Here is a 14466-nt window from a genome sequence, read left to right on the forward strand (position 1 = left end):
TCCGTCAGATCGCCGTGCCGGACGCGCGAAAGGTCAGGGACCGTGGACTTCACCTTCACCGAGGAGCAGCAGGCGGCGGCCGAGGCGGCCCGCGGGGTGTTCGCCGGGGTCGCTCCCGACGCGGTGCCCTCGCCCGCCCGCGTGCCGGGCGCCGTCGCCGACGGCTTCGACCGCGCCCTGTGGGACCGGCTGGCGGAGGCGGACCTGCTGAGCCTGCTGCTCGCGCAGGAGTACGGCGGAGCGGGCCTCGACCCGATCGCGCTCTGCCTCGTCCTGCGCGAGTCCGCGAAAGTGCTGGCCCGGGTCCCACTGCTGGAGAGCTGCGCCGCCGCGGCCGCCGTCCAGACGTTCGGCACCGGGGAACTGAGGGACCGCGTGCTGCGCCGGGCGGGACGCGGGGACCTCGTCCTGACCGTCGCCGCGCACGGCCGCACCGGGCACGGCCCGGCCGAACTCGCGGTGACCGCCCGGCAGGACGGCCGGGACTGGCTGCTCGACGGGACACAGACGGCGGTCGCCTGGGCGTACGACGCCGATCTCGTCGTCGTCCCGGCCCGCACCCCCGCCGACCGCACCGTCCTCGCGGTGCTGCCGCGCGAGGCCGCGGGCCTCTCGCTCGCCGAGCAGTTCTCGACGAGCGGCGAACGACTGGGGGAACTGCGCCTGGAGGCGGTACGGATCGCCGCGCGGGACGTGATCGACGCCCCGGACGCCTGGGAGTGGCTACGGCACCTGCTGGCCACCGGGACCTGCGCGCTCGCCCTCGGACTGGGCGAACGGGTCCTCGACATGACCTCCGCCTACGTGGCGAAGCGCGAGCAGTTCGGGCATCCCGTCGCCACCTTCCAGGCGGTCGCCGTGCAGTGCGCCGACCGCTACATCGACCTGTGCGCGATGGAGGCCGCGCTGTGGCAGGCGGCCTGGCGGATCGGCTCGGGGGCGCCCGGCGCCCTGCCCGCCGCCGCGGACGTCGCCGTGGCCAAGATCTGGGCCTCGGACGGGGTACGGCGCGTCGTACAGACCGCGCAGCATCTGCACGGCGGCCTCGGCGCCGACGTCGAGCATCCGCTGCACCGCTATCACGCCTGGGCCAAGCACCTGGAACTCTCGCTCGGCCCGGCCGCGGCCCATGAGGACACCCTCGGCGACCTGCTGGCGGCCCATCCCCTGGGGTGAAGGCGGCGACGACGGCCGGCCGAAGCGCGCCGACGCCTCAGAGAACGTGCCCCGGCCCGCCGTCGTCGGTCACCACGGGACGCCCCGACGCGGCCCACACCTGCATGCCGCCCTCGACGTTCACCGCGTCGACGCCCTGCTGGGCGAGGTACATCGTGACCTGCGCCGAACGCCCGCCGGAACGGCAGATCACATGTACCCGCCCGTCCTGCGGGGCGGCCTCGGTCAGCTCGCCGTAGCGCGCCACGAACTCGCTCATGGGAATGTGCAGGGCGCCCTCGGCATGACCCGCCTGCCACTCGTCGTCCTCGCGGACGTCCAGCAGGAAGTCGTCGTCCTTGAGGTCCGTCACCTCGACCGCCGGTACGCCAGATCCGAATTGCATACTCCGACGCTACCCGACCCGCGCCCCGCACCGCGGGCGCACGGTACGCCGCGCTCTCAGGCCCCGGTGCCGTCCGCCTGCGCGAGCAGTGCCGCCAGCTCCGTCTCCCGCTCGGCGACCTGCGCCAGAAGCTGCTCGGCGATCTCGTCGAGGAGGCGGTCGGGGTCGTCGGGAGCCAGCCGGAGCATCGACCCGATCGCGCTCTCCTCCAGCTCCTTCGCGACCAGGGTGAGCATCTCCTTGCGCTGGGCCAGCCACTCCAGGCGGGCGTACAGCTCCTCCGCCGGCGTCGGGCCCTGCTCCGCGGGCTTGGGCCCGGCCGCCCACTCCTCGGCCAGCTCCCGCAGCAGAGCCTCGTCGCCCCGGGCGTAGGCCGCGTTGACGCGGGTGATGAACTCCTCGCGCCGGGCGCGCTCGTCGGCCTCCTGGGCCAGGTCCGGGTGCGCCTTGCGGGCCAGCTCGCGGTAGAGCTTGCGCGCCTCCTCACTGGGACGCACGCGCTGCGGCGGCCGCACCGGCTGGTCCGTGAGCATCGCCACGGCCTCGGGGAACAGCCCCGAGTCGTCCATCCAGCCGTGGAACAGCTCCTCGACGCCGGGCATCGGCATCACCCGGGCCCGCGCCTCGTCGGCCTTGCGCAGGTCCTCGGGGTCGCCGGTGCGCGCGGCGACCGCCTCGGCGATCCGGGCGTCCAGCTCGTCGAGCCGGGCGTACATCGGGCCGAGCTTCTGGTGGTGCAGCCGTGAGAAGTTGTCGACCTCGACGCGGAAGGTCTCCACCGCGATCTCGTACTCGATCAACGCCTGCTCGGCGGCCCGTACGGCCTTCTCCAGCCGCTCCTCGGGCCGTGCCGCACCGTCCTGCGCGGCCGCGCCGACGGGCACCTCGGCACCGCCGGGCGCCGTCGCGTCGGCGGTCTCGGCCTGGGACTGCTCAGCTTCCGGCGTAGTCACCCGCCCAGCGTAGGCCACCCGGCCGCCGGCTGTTCGAACACCGCCGCTGCGCCCGCCGCCGGTCCGCTCACACCCCCAGCTCCGCCGCGATCCGCCCCGACCGCACGGCCGCCACCAGATCGGCGTGATCCGCCTCGGTGCGGTCGGCGTAGGCCACGGAGAACGCGGCTATCGCCTCGTCCAGCTCCTCGTTCTTCCCGCAGTAGCCGGAGATCAGGCGCGGGTCGGCACTGTGCGCGTGGGCACGGGCCAGGAGGGCGCCGGTCATCCGGGCGTAGTCGTCGATCTGGTCGGCGGTCAGCGCCGCGGGGTCGACGCTGCCTTTGCGGTTGCGGAACTGGCGCACCTGGAAGGGCCGCCCCTCCACCGTCGTCCACCCCAGCAGGACATCGCTGACCACCTGCATACGCTTCTGCCCGAGCACCACGCGCCGCCCCTCGTGCTGCGGCGCCGGCGTCTCGAAACCGGCCGTCGCCAGATGCGGGACCAGGGCCGACGGGCGCGCCTCCTTCACCTGGAGGATCAGGGCCTCACCGCGGTGGTCCAGGAGCAGGACGACATAGGACCGCGTGCCCACGCTGCCGGTGCCCACGACCCGGAACGCCACGTCGTGCACCGCGTGCCGCGCCAGCAGGGGGTGCCGGTCCTCGGGGACCGTGGTGACGTAGCCCTCCAGCGACGCCGCGACCGCCGCCGCCTCCGCGTCCCCGACCCGGCGCAGCACCGGCGGCGCGTCCACGAACCGGCGCCCGCCGTCCTCGGTCCGCTCCGTCGACTTCGCCGCGAAACGGCCGCTGGTGTTGGCCCGCGCCTTCTCCGCGACCCGCTTCAGGGTGCCGGCCAGGTCATGGGCGTCGGCGTGGGAGACGAGCTCCTCGTCCGCGATGGCGTGCCACGCCTCCAGCACCGGGAGCCGGGCCAGCAGGCGCATGGTGCGCCGGTAGGCGCCGACCGCGTCCCGCGCCGCCAGGCGGCACGCGTCCTCGCTCGCGCCGGCCTCCCGGCCCGCGAGCACCAGCGAGGTCGCGAGCCGCTTCAGGTCCCACTCCCAGGGGCCCCGAACGGTGTCGTCGAAGTCGTTCAGGTCCATGATCAGGTCGCCGCGCGGGTCGCCGTACAGACCGAAGTTCGCCGCGTGCGCGTCCCCGCATATCTGGGCGCTGATCCCGGTCACGGGCGTGCGGGCCAGGTCGTACGCCATGAGCGCGGACGAACCACGCAGGAAGGCGAACGGCTTCGCCGCCATCCGGCCCACTCGTATCGGCGTCAGCTCGGCGATCCGGCCGAGGTTGGACTCCTCGACGGCGGTCACGGCGTCCGGGCGGGCGCCGTCCACGTCGAAGCGGGCGTGCTCCGCTCGTGGAAGCCGCTTGCGCAGCGCCTTCCCCTCGGCCTTTGGCTCACCTCCGGCGTCCCGGTCGGCGAACCCGCGCACCCGCGGCAGCCGGCGGGTCCACGAGCCCGGTCCCGACCCTGACTCGACCGCGCTCGCACCGCGCTCGGCATCGGTCATCACGACCTCCTCCACCCATCCCCCGCTCCCGCACTTCCACTCTCCCGCACGAACATCAACTCGGGCCGACCGTACAGGTGGTGGCCGAAACGCGTCAGTGCCTGTGGACAACTCCGGGCCTGTGGAAAAGGGACCGGGGCCTGGGACGGCGTCAGCAGTTACCGGGCCGGTCCTTCTCCGGAAGATGCTTCATCGCCCAGCCGCCCAGCTCCGCCAGAGCGGGCTCCAGCGCGGCACCGGCCTCCGTCAGGCGATACACCACACGCAACGGCGGTCCCTCGTACACCTCTCGCACCACGAGCCCCGCCGCCGTGAGCTCCGTGAGCCGGTCGGAGAGCATGCGCTCGCTGATCCCGGGGACGGCCCGGCGCAGGGCGACGAAGTAGGCGGGGCCGGCGGTCAGCACCGACACGATCGGCCCGGTCCAGCGCTTGCCGAGCAGCTGGAAGACGCGGGTGATGCCCTCGTCCACCCGTTTGCAGCTCGCTACGTCGTGATGCTCCTCACCCGCCATGCCTCAAGAGTACTGGGCAGTCGTGTGGGGATGAAAAAAAGTAAGTAACTGTGTTATCCATAGTCCAGTACGAAGTTATAGCCCCTGAGGAAAGCTCAACCCTCATGGCGGCGGCTCACCCCTTCCTGCCCTTTTGATCCCCTTCTGGAGACGTCATGGCCACCCTGTTGCACATCGACTCCTCGGTCTTCGCCGTCGGAACCTCCTCGTCCCGCACCGTCACCGAGGCCTTCCGGCGGACCTGGGAGGAGCAGCACCCCGGCGGCACGGTGATCCACCGCGACCTCGCCGCGCACCCGGTGCCGCACATCTCCGCACCCGCCCACAGCGCCGGCTTCACGGACCCGTCCACGCACACCCCCGAGCAGGCCGCCGCCTTCGCGGAGCGCGTGAGGCTGATCGAGGAGCTGGAGTCCGCCGACGCCGTCCTGGTCGGCGCGCCGATGTACAACCTGACGATCCCGTCGACGCTCAAGGCGTGGCTGGACAACGTGATCCTGGTCGGCCGCACCGCCGGCGAGGTCCAGTCGCTGAAGGGCACCCCGGTCACCGTCGTCGCCAGCCGCGGCGGAGCGTACGGCCCGGGCAGCCCGCGCGAGGGATACGAGTACGTGCAGAACTACCTGTCGGCGATCTTCAAGGACTTCTTGGGCGCCGATCTCACGTTCATCGTGCCGGAGCTCACCATGGCCCCGGCCGACCCGAAGATGGCCGAGCTGGTCCCGCTGTTCGAGGCCTCGCGCGAGCGCGCCCTCGACGAGGCGGCCACGACGGCGAAGACGCTGGCGCGGCGCCTGGCGGCCTGACACCCGCGCAGGCGGCCGGTGACCTGCCGGCCACGCCCATCCCGCCTTCGGACCTGCCCGCCCGAACGGCCCTCACCACGGCCGCCGCGGCGGGCAGTGCGCCGCGCCCGACCTGAGAGCTTCATCACAGGACAGCCCGTCAGAGAGGGGCAGCCGAGGAGCCCTCGGAGCGGCGACGTGGCGAACACAACAGAAGAGGCGGCACCGTTCACACGGTGCCGCCTCTTCGTCTGTGCGCGAGGGGGGAGTTGAACCCCCACGCCCTTTCGGGCACTGGAACCTGAATCCAGCGCGTCTGCCTATTCCGCCACCCGCGCATTGGGTGTGTCCTCAGGGCCTTTCCGTGCGGTCCGGCGCCTTCCGACACCCAGAACATTAGCACGCTCGCCAGGGTGGATTCACACCCCTTATGACCGGGCAGCCGCTGTGCGACCGGCGTACGGACGACGTGCGCGCGCCCACCGGCACAGTCACGTCCCGCCTCATACCGACGGGACACACGGCCGCACCGCGGGGGACGTCCGCCGGCGCCCGTACCAGGCCACAGCCGCGTCCGCTCCGTATCGGCGAGAAGTTGTTCACGTATCAACCTCGTACCGGTACCGCGCATCTCCGCAGGACCGGACCGGGGTCCGCGGTCAGGTGCGGGACACTGGTCTGCGGCCCCCTCTACGATCCATGGGCAGGACACCGTCCATGAGGAGTTCGAAGGGGAGCTCCCAGGGGAACTTCGAGGGCGTCGACACCTGTCGACCCGGCCGACAGGGGGAACCAGCCGATCGACCGGCGCGTGGATACGATCAGTAAGCAGTACCAGGTAAGGCAGTACCCGCCCCGCGGGATGCAGGACGTAGGCAACGACGGAGGAGGTGCCCCATGGGAGTCCTGAAGAAGTTCGAGCAGCGTCTCGAAGGTCTGGTCAACGGCACCTTCGCCAAGGTGTTCAAGTCCGAGGTGCAGCCCGTGGAGATCGCCGGAGCGCTGCAGCGCGAGTGCGACAACAACGCCACGATCTGGAACCGCGACCGCACGGTCGTCCCCAACGACTTCATCGTGGAGCTGAGCACACCGGACTACGAGCGGCTGAGCCCCTACTCGGGCCAGCTCGGCGACGAGCTCGCGGGCATGGTCCGCGACTACGCCAAGCAGCAGCGCTACACCTTCATGGGCCCGATCAAGGTCCACCTCGAGAAGGCCGACGACCTCGACACCGGTCTGTACCGGGTGCGCAGCCGAACCCTCGCCGGCTCCACGAACCAGCAGGGCGGCGGCCCCCAGGGGCCCGCCCCGGCCGCACGCCCCGGCGGCGCCCCGGGCGGCTACGGATACCCGCCGGCCGCCGCGCCCGCCCCGCCGATGCCGGCCGCGCCGCCCCCCGGCGGACGTCCCGGCGGCTACGGATACCCGCAGCCCGCGGGCGGCCCGCGTCCTCCCGCCGCCTCGGCGCCCGGCGGACGCACCCGCTACTGGATCGAGATCAACGGCACCCGCCATCAGATCTCCCGCGCCACGCTCGTGCTGGGCCGCAGCACCGACGCCGACGTGCGGATCGACGACCCCGGCGTCTCCCGCCGGCACTGCGAGATCCGGACCGGAACGCCCTCGACGATCCAGGATCTCGGGTCCACCAACGGCATCGTGGTGGACGGGCAGCACACCACCCGCGCTACGCTCCGCGACGGCTCGCGGATCGTCGTGGGCAGCACCACCATCATTTACCGGCAAGCCGAAGGGTGAAGCGGGGGCAATGTCAGAGCTGACCCTCACGGTCATGCGGCTGGGTTTCCTGGCCGTACTGTGGCTGTTCGTGATCGTGGCCGTGCAGGTCATCCGCAGCGACCTGTTCGGTACGCGTGTCACCCAGCGCGGGTCCAGGCGAGAGGCCGGGCGGCAGCAGCAGGCCGCCCGCCAGGCCGCCGCGCCGCCGCAGCAGCGCGGCCAGCAGGGCGGCGGCCGCCAGCGCCGCAACGCCCCCACCAAGCTGGTCGTGTCCGAAGGCACCCTCACCGGCACGACCGTCGCCCTCCAGGGCCAGACGATCACCCTGGGCCGGGCGCACGACAGCACGATCGTGCTGGACGACGACTACGCGTCCAGCCGGCATGCCAGGATCTACCCGGACCGCGACGGCCAGTGGATCGTCGAGGACCTCGGTTCCACCAACGGCACGTACCTCGACCGAACGCGGCTGACGACCCCCACGCCTGTTCCGCTGGGCGCGCCGATCCGCATCGGCAAGACCGTCATCGAGCTGCGGAAGTAGTACGAACATGAGCGAGCGGAGCGAGCACGCAGCGGTGGCCCCCACCCCGGGCCCCGGCGCGCTCCCGACCGGAGGGTGGGCACCGTGCGGATGTACCCGGAGCCGACGGGCGAGGTGCGCATGAGTCTGTCACTGCGCTTCGCCGCCGGATCGCACAAAGGCATGATCCGGGAGGGCAACGAGGACTCCGGATACGCCGGACCCCGCCTGCTCGCCATCGCCGACGGCATGGGCGGCGCGGCCGCCGGCGAGGTCGCCTCCTCCGAGGCCATCTCCACCATCGTCGCGCTCGACGACGACGTCCCGGGCTCCGACCTGCTCACCTCGCTCGGCACCGCCGTGCAGCGCGCCAACGACCAGCTGCGCTCGATGGTCGAGGAGGACCCGCAGCTGGAGGGCATGGGCACGACGCTCACGGCCCTGCTGTGGACCGGCCAGCGCCTCGGCCTCGTCCACGTCGGCGACTCGCGCGCGTACCTGCTGCGCGACGGCGTCCTCACGCAGATCACGCAGGACCACACCTGGGTGCAGCGCCTGGTCGACGAGGGCCGTATCACCGAGGAAGAGGCCACGACCCACCCGCAGCGCTCCCTGCTGATGCGCGCCCTGGGCAGCGGCGACCACGTGGACCCGGATCTGTCGATCCGCGAGGTCCGCGCCGGCGACCGCTACCTGATCTGCTCCGACGGCCTGTCCGGCGTCGTGTCCCACCAGACCCTGGAGGACACCCTCGCCAGCTACCAGGGCCCGCAGGAGACGGTCCAGGAGCTGATCCAGCTCGCCCTGCGCGGCGGCGGCCCCGACAACATCACGGTGATCGTCGCGGACGTCCTCGACCTGGACACCGGGGACACTCTCGCCGGACAGCTCTCCGACACGCCGGTCGTGGTCGGCGCGGTCGCGGAGAACCAGCAGCACCACCTGCACGACAACGGCATCATGCAGACTCCCGCGGGTCGCGCCTCCGGGCTCGGCCGCCAGGTGCCCGGCCAGGGCGGCGGCGGCGAGTTCGGCCCGCCCGGCTCCGGCGACACCACCGGCTATGTGCCGACGGCCGGCTTCGGCGCCTACACCGACGACGACTTCGTCAAGCCCGGCAAGGGCCGCAAGTGGCTGAAGAGGTCCTTCTACTCGGTCCTCGCGCTCGCCGTCATCGGCGGCGGCATGTACGGCGGCTACCGCTGGACGCAGACGCAGTACTACGTCGGCACCAACGACGAGCACGTCGCGCTGTACCGCGGGATCAGCCAGGACCTGGCCTGGGTGTCGTTGTCGAAGGTGGAGAAGGACCACCCCGAGATCGAACTCAAGTACCTGCCGCCCTACCAGCAGAAGCTGGTGGAGGCGACCATCGCCGAAGGCGGTCTGAAGGACGCCCAGGCGAAGATCGACGAACTGGCGCTGCAGGTGTCCGCGTGCAAGAAGCGGGCCGAACGCCAGGCCGCCGAGAGCGAGAAGAACGCGAAGACGGGCGAGGGCGAGGCCGGAGGCACCACGGGAACCACCCGTACCTCCCTCACGTCCAAGGCGACATCGACACCGTCGACCAGCCCTTCGACCGCACCTCCCTCGTCCACCTCCCCGACACCGACTGCGACGCCAAACCCCGGCCCGACCCTCTCGGAGGAAGAGCAGAAGGTCGTCTCGAACTGCGGTACGCAGTAGGCAAGCCGTGAGAGGCCCCGTCACACGATGAGCAGTACTACGAACTCGCCGACGCACCACACGTCCACCATCGGCGCCATCGGCGCGCCGAGCCGCCGCAACACCGAACTCGGGTTGCTGGTCTTCGCGGTCGTGATCCCGGTGTTCGCCTACGCCAACGTGGGTCTGGCGATCAACGACGAAGTGCCGGCCGGCCTGCTCGCCTACGGCATCGGCCTGGGCCTGCTGGCAGGCATAGGCCATCTCGCCGTACGCAAGTTCGCGCCGTACGCGGACCCGCTGCTGCTGCCGCTGGCCACGCTGCTGAACGGGCTCGGCCTGGTCATCATCTGGCGCCTGGACCAGTCGAAGCGTCTTCAGGCGAGCAGGACGTTCGTCGAGGCGGCGCCGCGTCAGCTGCTGTACTCGGCCATGGGCGTGGCCCTGCTGGTGGCCGTCCTGATCTTCCTCAAGGACCACCGCGTCCTGCAGCGGTACACCTACATCTCCATGGCGGGTGCGCTGTTCCTGCTGCTCCTGCCACTGGTGCCCGGACTCGGCGCCAACGTCTACGGCGCCAAGATCTGGATCAAGATCCCCGGCCTCGGCACGCTCCAGCCCGGCGAGTTCGCGAAGATCGTCCTCGCCGTTTTCTTCGCGGGTTACCTCATGGTCAAACGCGACGCGCTCGCACTGGCCAGCCGCCGCTTCATGGGCCTGTACCTGCCCCGCGGCCGTGACCTCGGACCGATCATCGTGGTCTGGATGATCTCGATCCTCATCCTGGTCTTCGAGACCGACCTCGGTACGTCCCTGCTGTTCTTCGGGATGTTCGTCATCATGCTGTACGTCGCCACCGAGCGGACCAGCTGGATCGTCTTCGGTCTGCTGATGTCCGCGGTCGGCGCCGTCGGTGTGGCGAGCTTCGAGCCCCACATCCAGACGCGTGTGCATGCCTGGCTCGACCCGGCGAACGAGTTCAAGCTCAGCCGTGCCGGCGTCCAGGACGGCATCATCCACTCCGAGCAGGCCATGCAGGCCCTCTGGGCCTTCGGCTCCGGCGGCACCCTCGGCACCGGCCTCGGCCAGGGCAACTCCGACCTCATCGGCTTCGCCGCCAACTCCGACTTCATCCTCGCCACCTTCGGCGAGGAGCTCGGCCTGGCCGGCGTCATGGCGATCCTGCTGCTCTACGGCCTGATCGTCGAACGCGGTGTGCGCACGGCCCTCGCGGCCCGCGACCCCTTCGGCAAGCTGCTGGCCGTCGGCCTGTCCGGCGCCTTCGCCCTCCAGGTCTTCGTCGTCGCCGGCGGTGTCATGGGCCTCATCCCGCTGACCGGTATGACGCTGCCCTTCGTGGCGTACGGCGGTTCCTCCGTGATCGCCAACTGGGCCCTGATCGGCATCCTGCTCAGGATCAGCGACACGGCCCGCCGTCCCGCGCCGGCCCCGGCGCCCAATCCCGACGCCGAGATGACCCAGGTGGTCCGTCCGTGAACAAGCCCCTACGCCGGATCGCGGTCTTCTGCGGACTCCTCGTTCTGGCCCTGCTGATCCGTGACAACTGGATCCAGTACGTCCAGGCCGACGAGCTGAGGACCGACAAGAACAACCGTCGCGTCATCATCGAGCGCTACAGCACCCCGCGCGGCAACATCATCGTCGACGGCAAGGCCATCACCGGCTTCAAGGAGACGAGCGGCAGCGACTTCAAGTACAAGCGGACCTATGTCGACGGCCCCATGTGGGCGCCGGTCACCGGATACGCCTCACAGGCCTTCGGCGCCACGCAGCTGGAGTCCATCGAGGACGGCATCCTCACCGGCAACGACGACCGCCTGTTCTTCCGCAACACCCTCGACATGATCACGGGCAAGGAGAACAAGGGCGGCAACGTCGTCACCACGCTCAACGGCGCCGCGCAGAAGGCCGCGTACAACGGCCTGAAGGCGCAGGGCGGCAAGGGCGCCGTCGCGGCCATCGAGCCGTCCACCGGCAAGATCCTGGCGCTGGCCTCCTTCCCGTCGTACGACCCGTCGTCCTTCGCGGGCAACTCCACGACGACCGACAGCAAGGCGTGGACGGGCCTGCAGAAGAAGAACAACCCGGCCGACCCGATGCTCAACCGGGCGCTGCGCGAGGTCTACCCGCCCGGCTCGACCTTCAAGGTCGTCACCGCGGCCGCCGCGCTGGAGCACGGCCTCTACACGGACGCGGACGAGAAGACGGACTCCCCCGACCCGTGGGTCATGACGGGGACGAACACCAAGCTGCCCAACGAGGGCAACATCCCCTGCAAGGATGCGACGCTGCGGGTCGCCCTGCAGTACTCCTGCAACACCGTCTTCGGCAAGGTTGGGGCGGACCTCGGCAACGAGAAGATGCTGGAGACCGCGAAGGCGTTCGGCTTCACCGAGGAGCAGTTCACCCCGGTCCGCGCCACCGCCTCCGTCTTCTCCGACGACATGAACCCCTCGCAGACCGCGCTGTCCTCCATCGGCCAGTTCAACACCGCCACGACGCCGCTACAGATGGCCATGGTGGCCTCCGCCGTCGCCAACGGCGGCACGCTGATGAAGCCGTACATGGTCGACGAGCTCCAGACGCACAACCTGGACGCCATCGAGAAGACGGACCCGGAGGAGCTGGGCAAGCCGCTGTCGGCGAAGAACGCCCAGATCCTGCAGTCGATGATGGAGACGGTCGTCGAGAAGGGCACCGGCAAAAAGGCGCGGATCGCGAACGCCACCGTCGGCGGCAAGACCGGTACCGCGCAGCACGGCGTGGACAACAGCGAGAACCCCTACGCGTGGTTCATCTCCTACGCCAAGGTCGACGACAGCGCGCCGGTGGCCGTGGCCGTGGTGGTCGAGGACGAGGACGCCGTCCGCGGCGACATCTCCGGCGGCGGTCTCGCGGCACCCATCGCGAAGAGCGTGATGGAGGCGGTCATCAACAGCAAGAAGTGACCCCGCTCACGTCCCCTTCACATCGGTGCACGTTGCGATACCGGTCCTGTATCGGGTTACGGGCTTGGCCAGGTCACGCAGGATGAGCCGGGTACCGTATGCCCGGACGGACCACCGCCACACCCACAAGGGTGAGGGCGGGACCGACGGAGAGGGCTGGTAGGTAGCTATGGAAGAGCCGCGTCGCCTCGGCGGCCGGTACGAACTGGGCCAGGTGCTCGGTCGTGGTGGCATGGCGGAGGTCTACCTCGCGCATGACACCCGGCTCGGCCGCACCGTGGCGGTGAAGACGCTGCGGGCGGACCTCGCGCGCGACCCGTCCTTCCAGGCCCGGTTCCGCCGGGAGGCCCAGTCGGCCGCCTCGCTCAACCATCCCGCGATCGTGGCGGTCTACGACACGGGCGAGGACTACATCGACAACGTGTCGATCCCGTACATCGTCATGGAGTACGTCGACGGGTCCACGCTGCGTGAGCTCCTTCACAGCGGCCGCAAGCTGCTGCCGGAGCGTGCCATGGAGATGACCATCGGCATCCTCCAGGGCCTGGAGTACGCCCACCGCAGCGGCATCGTCCACCGCGACATCAAGCCGGCGAACGTCATGCTGACGCGCAACGGCCAGGTCAAGGTCATGGACTTCGGCATCGCCCGCGCCATGGGCGACTCCGGGATGACGATGACCCAGACCGCGGCCGTCATCGGCACCGCCCAGTACCTCTCGCCGGAGCAGGCCAAGGGCGAGCAGGTCGACGCCCGGTCGGACCTGTACTCCACCGGTTGTCTGCTGTACGAGCTCCTGACGGTCCGTCCGCCGTTCGTCGGCGACTCCCCGGTCGCCGTCGCGTACCAGCACGTGCGGGAGGAGCCCCAGGCCCCGTCGGTCTTCGACCCCGAGATCACGCCCGAGATGGACGCGATCGTGCTGAAGGCCCTGACGAAGGACCCCAACTACCGCTACCAGTCGGCCGACGAGATGCGCGCCGACATCGAGGCCTGCCTCGACGGCCAGCCCGTCGCCGCCACGGCCGCGATGGGTTCGGTGGGCTACGGCGGCTACCCCGACGACCAGGCGACGACGGCCCTGCGCCAGACCGACGCCGGCGCCACGTCGATGCTGCCGCCGATGAACCCGGACGACGGCGGCTTCGGTTACGACGACCGCGTCGACCGACGCCGGCAGAAGAAGTCCAACACCTCCACGATCCTGCTGGCCGTCGCGGCCGTGCTGGTCCTCGTGGGCGCCATCCTCATCGGCAAGTGGGTCTTCGACGGCAACACCGCGAGCAATGACTCCGTCGCCGTCCCGAGCCTGATCGGCGAGAGCCAGAGCGCCGCCAAGGAGCTCCTCGCCAACGTCGACCTCGAGCTGGGCGAGGTCAAGCAGGACGAGTGCGAGAACCAGCCCAAGGGCAAGATCTGCTCGCAGAGTCCCGACTCCAGGACCAAGGTGGACAAGGGCTCCGCGGTCGACATCGTGGTGTCCACCGGCGCCCCGAAGGTGACCGTGCCGAGCGTGATCGGGCTCAGCCTGGAGGACGCCCGGAAGAAGCTGGAGGGCGACGACTTCCAGTTCACGATCAAGACCGAGACGCGTGAGGTCTCCTCCGAGGAGCCCGGCACCGTCCTGGACCAGGACCCGCAGCGCGGCGACGAGGTCGAGAAGGGCTCCACGATCACCCTGACCGTGGCCAAGGCGCAGGAGAAGTCGACCGTCCCGGACGTCGTCGGCCGGACCTGCGACGAGGCGAAGGCGCAGATGCAGGCCAGCGACCTGACCGGCAACTGCACCGAGGTCGACACCCAGGACCCGAGCCAGGTCGGCAAGGTCATCTCGACGTCTCCGCCGGCCGGCAGCAAGGTCGACAAGAACTCCACGGTGACCATCCAGATCGGCAAGCAGGCCGCGCAGAAGGCGCAGGTGCCCAACGTCGTCGGTCAGACGGTCGGCCAGGCCAAGCAGACCCTGCAGGCCGCCGGGTTCACGACCATCCAGTTCGAGAACGGCAGCGACCAGGGTGACAACGCCCTCGTCATCCGGCAGGACCCCAACGCCGGCCAGCAGGCCGACCCCGCGAACACCGCGGTCAAGCTGACCACGGTCGGCTTCGGCGGCGGCGGCAACGGAGGCGGCGGCAACGGCGGCAACAACGGCGGCTTCGGCAACTGACCGGCAGGGGCCGGCCGGCCCCCGACCGCATGAGCGAGCCCCGGTGTCCTCTCCAGGACACCGGGGCTCGTCCGTG

General features: G+C 70.6%; 12 protein-coding genes and 1 tRNA gene. 8 read left to right on the plus strand and 5 right to left on the minus strand.

Going from position 1 to position 14466, the window contains the following annotated elements; translation table 11 throughout:
• Positions 1-42 precede the first annotated feature (42 nt).
• Positions 43-1176, plus strand: a complete 1134-nt coding sequence (locus tag ABZ899_RS29020) for an acyl-CoA dehydrogenase family protein (RefSeq protein WP_361351460.1) — start codon at positions 43-45, stop codon at positions 1174-1176.
• A gap of 37 nt (positions 1177-1213) precedes the next feature.
• Here the strand turns inward: ABZ899_RS29020 and ABZ899_RS29025 are convergent, their stop codons facing one another.
• The 4 genes from ABZ899_RS29025 to ABZ899_RS29040 all read right to left on the minus strand — a co-directional run bounded on the left by ABZ899_RS29025 (position 1214) and on the right by ABZ899_RS29040 (position 4541).
• On the minus strand, positions 1214-1561 hold the full coding sequence (locus tag ABZ899_RS29025) for a rhodanese-like domain-containing protein (protein ID WP_361351463.1): 348 nt from the start codon (positions 1559-1561) through the stop codon (positions 1214-1216).
• A gap of 56 nt (positions 1562-1617) precedes the next feature.
• Entirely contained in the window at positions 1618-2445 is an 828-nt protein-coding gene (locus ABZ899_RS29030; RefSeq protein ID WP_361351619.1) for a hypothetical protein, read from the minus strand.
• Positions 2446-2581: 136 nt separating this feature from the next.
• Entirely contained in the window at positions 2582-4027 is a 1446-nt protein-coding gene (locus tag ABZ899_RS29035; protein ID WP_361351466.1) for a DUF2252 domain-containing protein, read from the minus strand.
• 151 nt (positions 4028-4178) lie between these two features.
• A complete protein-coding gene (locus tag ABZ899_RS29040) occupies positions 4179-4541 on the minus strand; it encodes a helix-turn-helix domain-containing protein (RefSeq protein ID WP_361351469.1) in 363 nt (120 codons plus the stop codon).
• A gap of 155 nt (positions 4542-4696) precedes the next feature.
• Between ABZ899_RS29040 and ABZ899_RS29045 the strand changes: the two genes are divergently transcribed.
• Positions 4697-5347 (plus strand): NAD(P)H-dependent oxidoreductase, encoded by a 651-nt coding sequence (locus tag ABZ899_RS29045; RefSeq protein ID WP_361351472.1) that lies wholly within the window; start codon positions 4697-4699, stop codon positions 5345-5347.
• Positions 5348-5580: 233 nt separating this feature from the next.
• Here ABZ899_RS29045 and ABZ899_RS29050 read toward each other — a convergent pair.
• Positions 5581-5664: transfer RNA gene (locus ABZ899_RS29050), tRNA-Leu, on the minus strand.
• A gap of 559 nt (positions 5665-6223) precedes the next feature.
• On the opposite strand from ABZ899_RS29050, the gene ABZ899_RS29055 reads away from it, so the two are divergent.
• From ABZ899_RS29055 to pknB, 6 genes are all read left to right on the plus strand, one after another.
• On the plus strand, positions 6224-7084 hold the full coding sequence (locus ABZ899_RS29055) for a DUF3662 and FHA domain-containing protein (protein WP_361351475.1): 861 nt from the start codon (positions 6224-6226) through the stop codon (positions 7082-7084).
• A 10-nt stretch (positions 7085-7094) separates the two neighbouring features.
• Positions 7095-7610 (plus strand): FHA domain-containing protein, encoded by a 516-nt coding sequence (locus tag ABZ899_RS29060; protein WP_062665985.1) that lies wholly within the window; start codon positions 7095-7097, stop codon positions 7608-7610.
• Between the two features lie 90 nt (positions 7611-7700).
• The gene (locus ABZ899_RS29065; RefSeq protein WP_361351622.1) at positions 7701-9275 is read left to right on the plus strand and encodes a Stp1/IreP family PP2C-type Ser/Thr phosphatase; all 1575 of its coding nucleotides are present in this window, start codon (positions 7701-7703) and stop codon (positions 9273-9275) included.
• 27 nt (positions 9276-9302) lie between these two features.
• Positions 9303-10751: an FtsW/RodA/SpoVE family cell cycle protein gene (locus ABZ899_RS29070; RefSeq protein ID WP_361351479.1), complete on the plus strand. Its 1449-nt coding sequence runs from the start codon at positions 9303-9305 to the stop codon at positions 10749-10751.
• Complete coding sequence (locus ABZ899_RS29075; RefSeq protein ID WP_361351482.1) at positions 10748-12223, plus strand: penicillin-binding transpeptidase domain-containing protein; 1476 nt, start codon at positions 10748-10750, stop codon at positions 12221-12223. Before ABZ899_RS29070 ends, ABZ899_RS29075 begins: the two co-directional genes overlap by 4 nt.
• A gap of 169 nt (positions 12224-12392) precedes the next feature.
• The gene (gene pknB, locus ABZ899_RS29080) at positions 12393-14390 is read left to right on the plus strand and encodes a Stk1 family PASTA domain-containing Ser/Thr kinase (protein WP_361351485.1); all 1998 of its coding nucleotides are present in this window, start codon (positions 12393-12395) and stop codon (positions 14388-14390) included.
• The last annotated feature ends 76 nt before the right edge of the window (positions 14391-14466 follow it).

The organism is Streptomyces sp. NPDC046859, assembly GCF_040645135.1.
Lineage (GTDB): Bacteria > Actinomycetota > Actinomycetes > Streptomycetales > Streptomycetaceae > Streptomyces.

Coding starts and splice junctions, on each gene's coding strand:
- ABZ899_RS29070 (WP_361351479.1), top strand. CDS start 9,303: ATGAGCAGTACTACGAACTCGCCGACGCACCACACGTCCACCATCGGC.
- ABZ899_RS29065 (WP_361351622.1), top strand. CDS start 7,701: ATGTACCCGGAGCCGACGGGCGAGGTGCGCATGAGTCTGTCACTGCGC.
- ABZ899_RS29045 (WP_361351472.1), top strand. CDS start 4,697: ATGGCCACCCTGTTGCACATCGACTCCTCGGTCTTCGCCGTCGGAACC.
- pknB (WP_361351485.1), top strand. CDS start 12,393: ATGGAAGAGCCGCGTCGCCTCGGCGGCCGGTACGAACTGGGCCAGGTG.
- ABZ899_RS29055 (WP_361351475.1), top strand. CDS start 6,224: ATGGGAGTCCTGAAGAAGTTCGAGCAGCGTCTCGAAGGTCTGGTCAAC.
- ABZ899_RS29040 (WP_361351469.1), bottom strand. CDS start 4,541: ATGGCGGGTGAGGAGCATCACGACGTAGCGAGCTGCAAACGGGTGGAC.
- ABZ899_RS29060 (WP_062665985.1), top strand. CDS start 7,095: ATGTCAGAGCTGACCCTCACGGTCATGCGGCTGGGTTTCCTGGCCGTA.
- ABZ899_RS29035 (WP_361351466.1), bottom strand. CDS start 4,027: ATGACCGATGCCGAGCGCGGTGCGAGCGCGGTCGAGTCAGGGTCGGGA.
- ABZ899_RS29025 (WP_361351463.1), bottom strand. CDS start 1,561: ATGCAATTCGGATCTGGCGTACCGGCGGTCGAGGTGACGGACCTCAAG.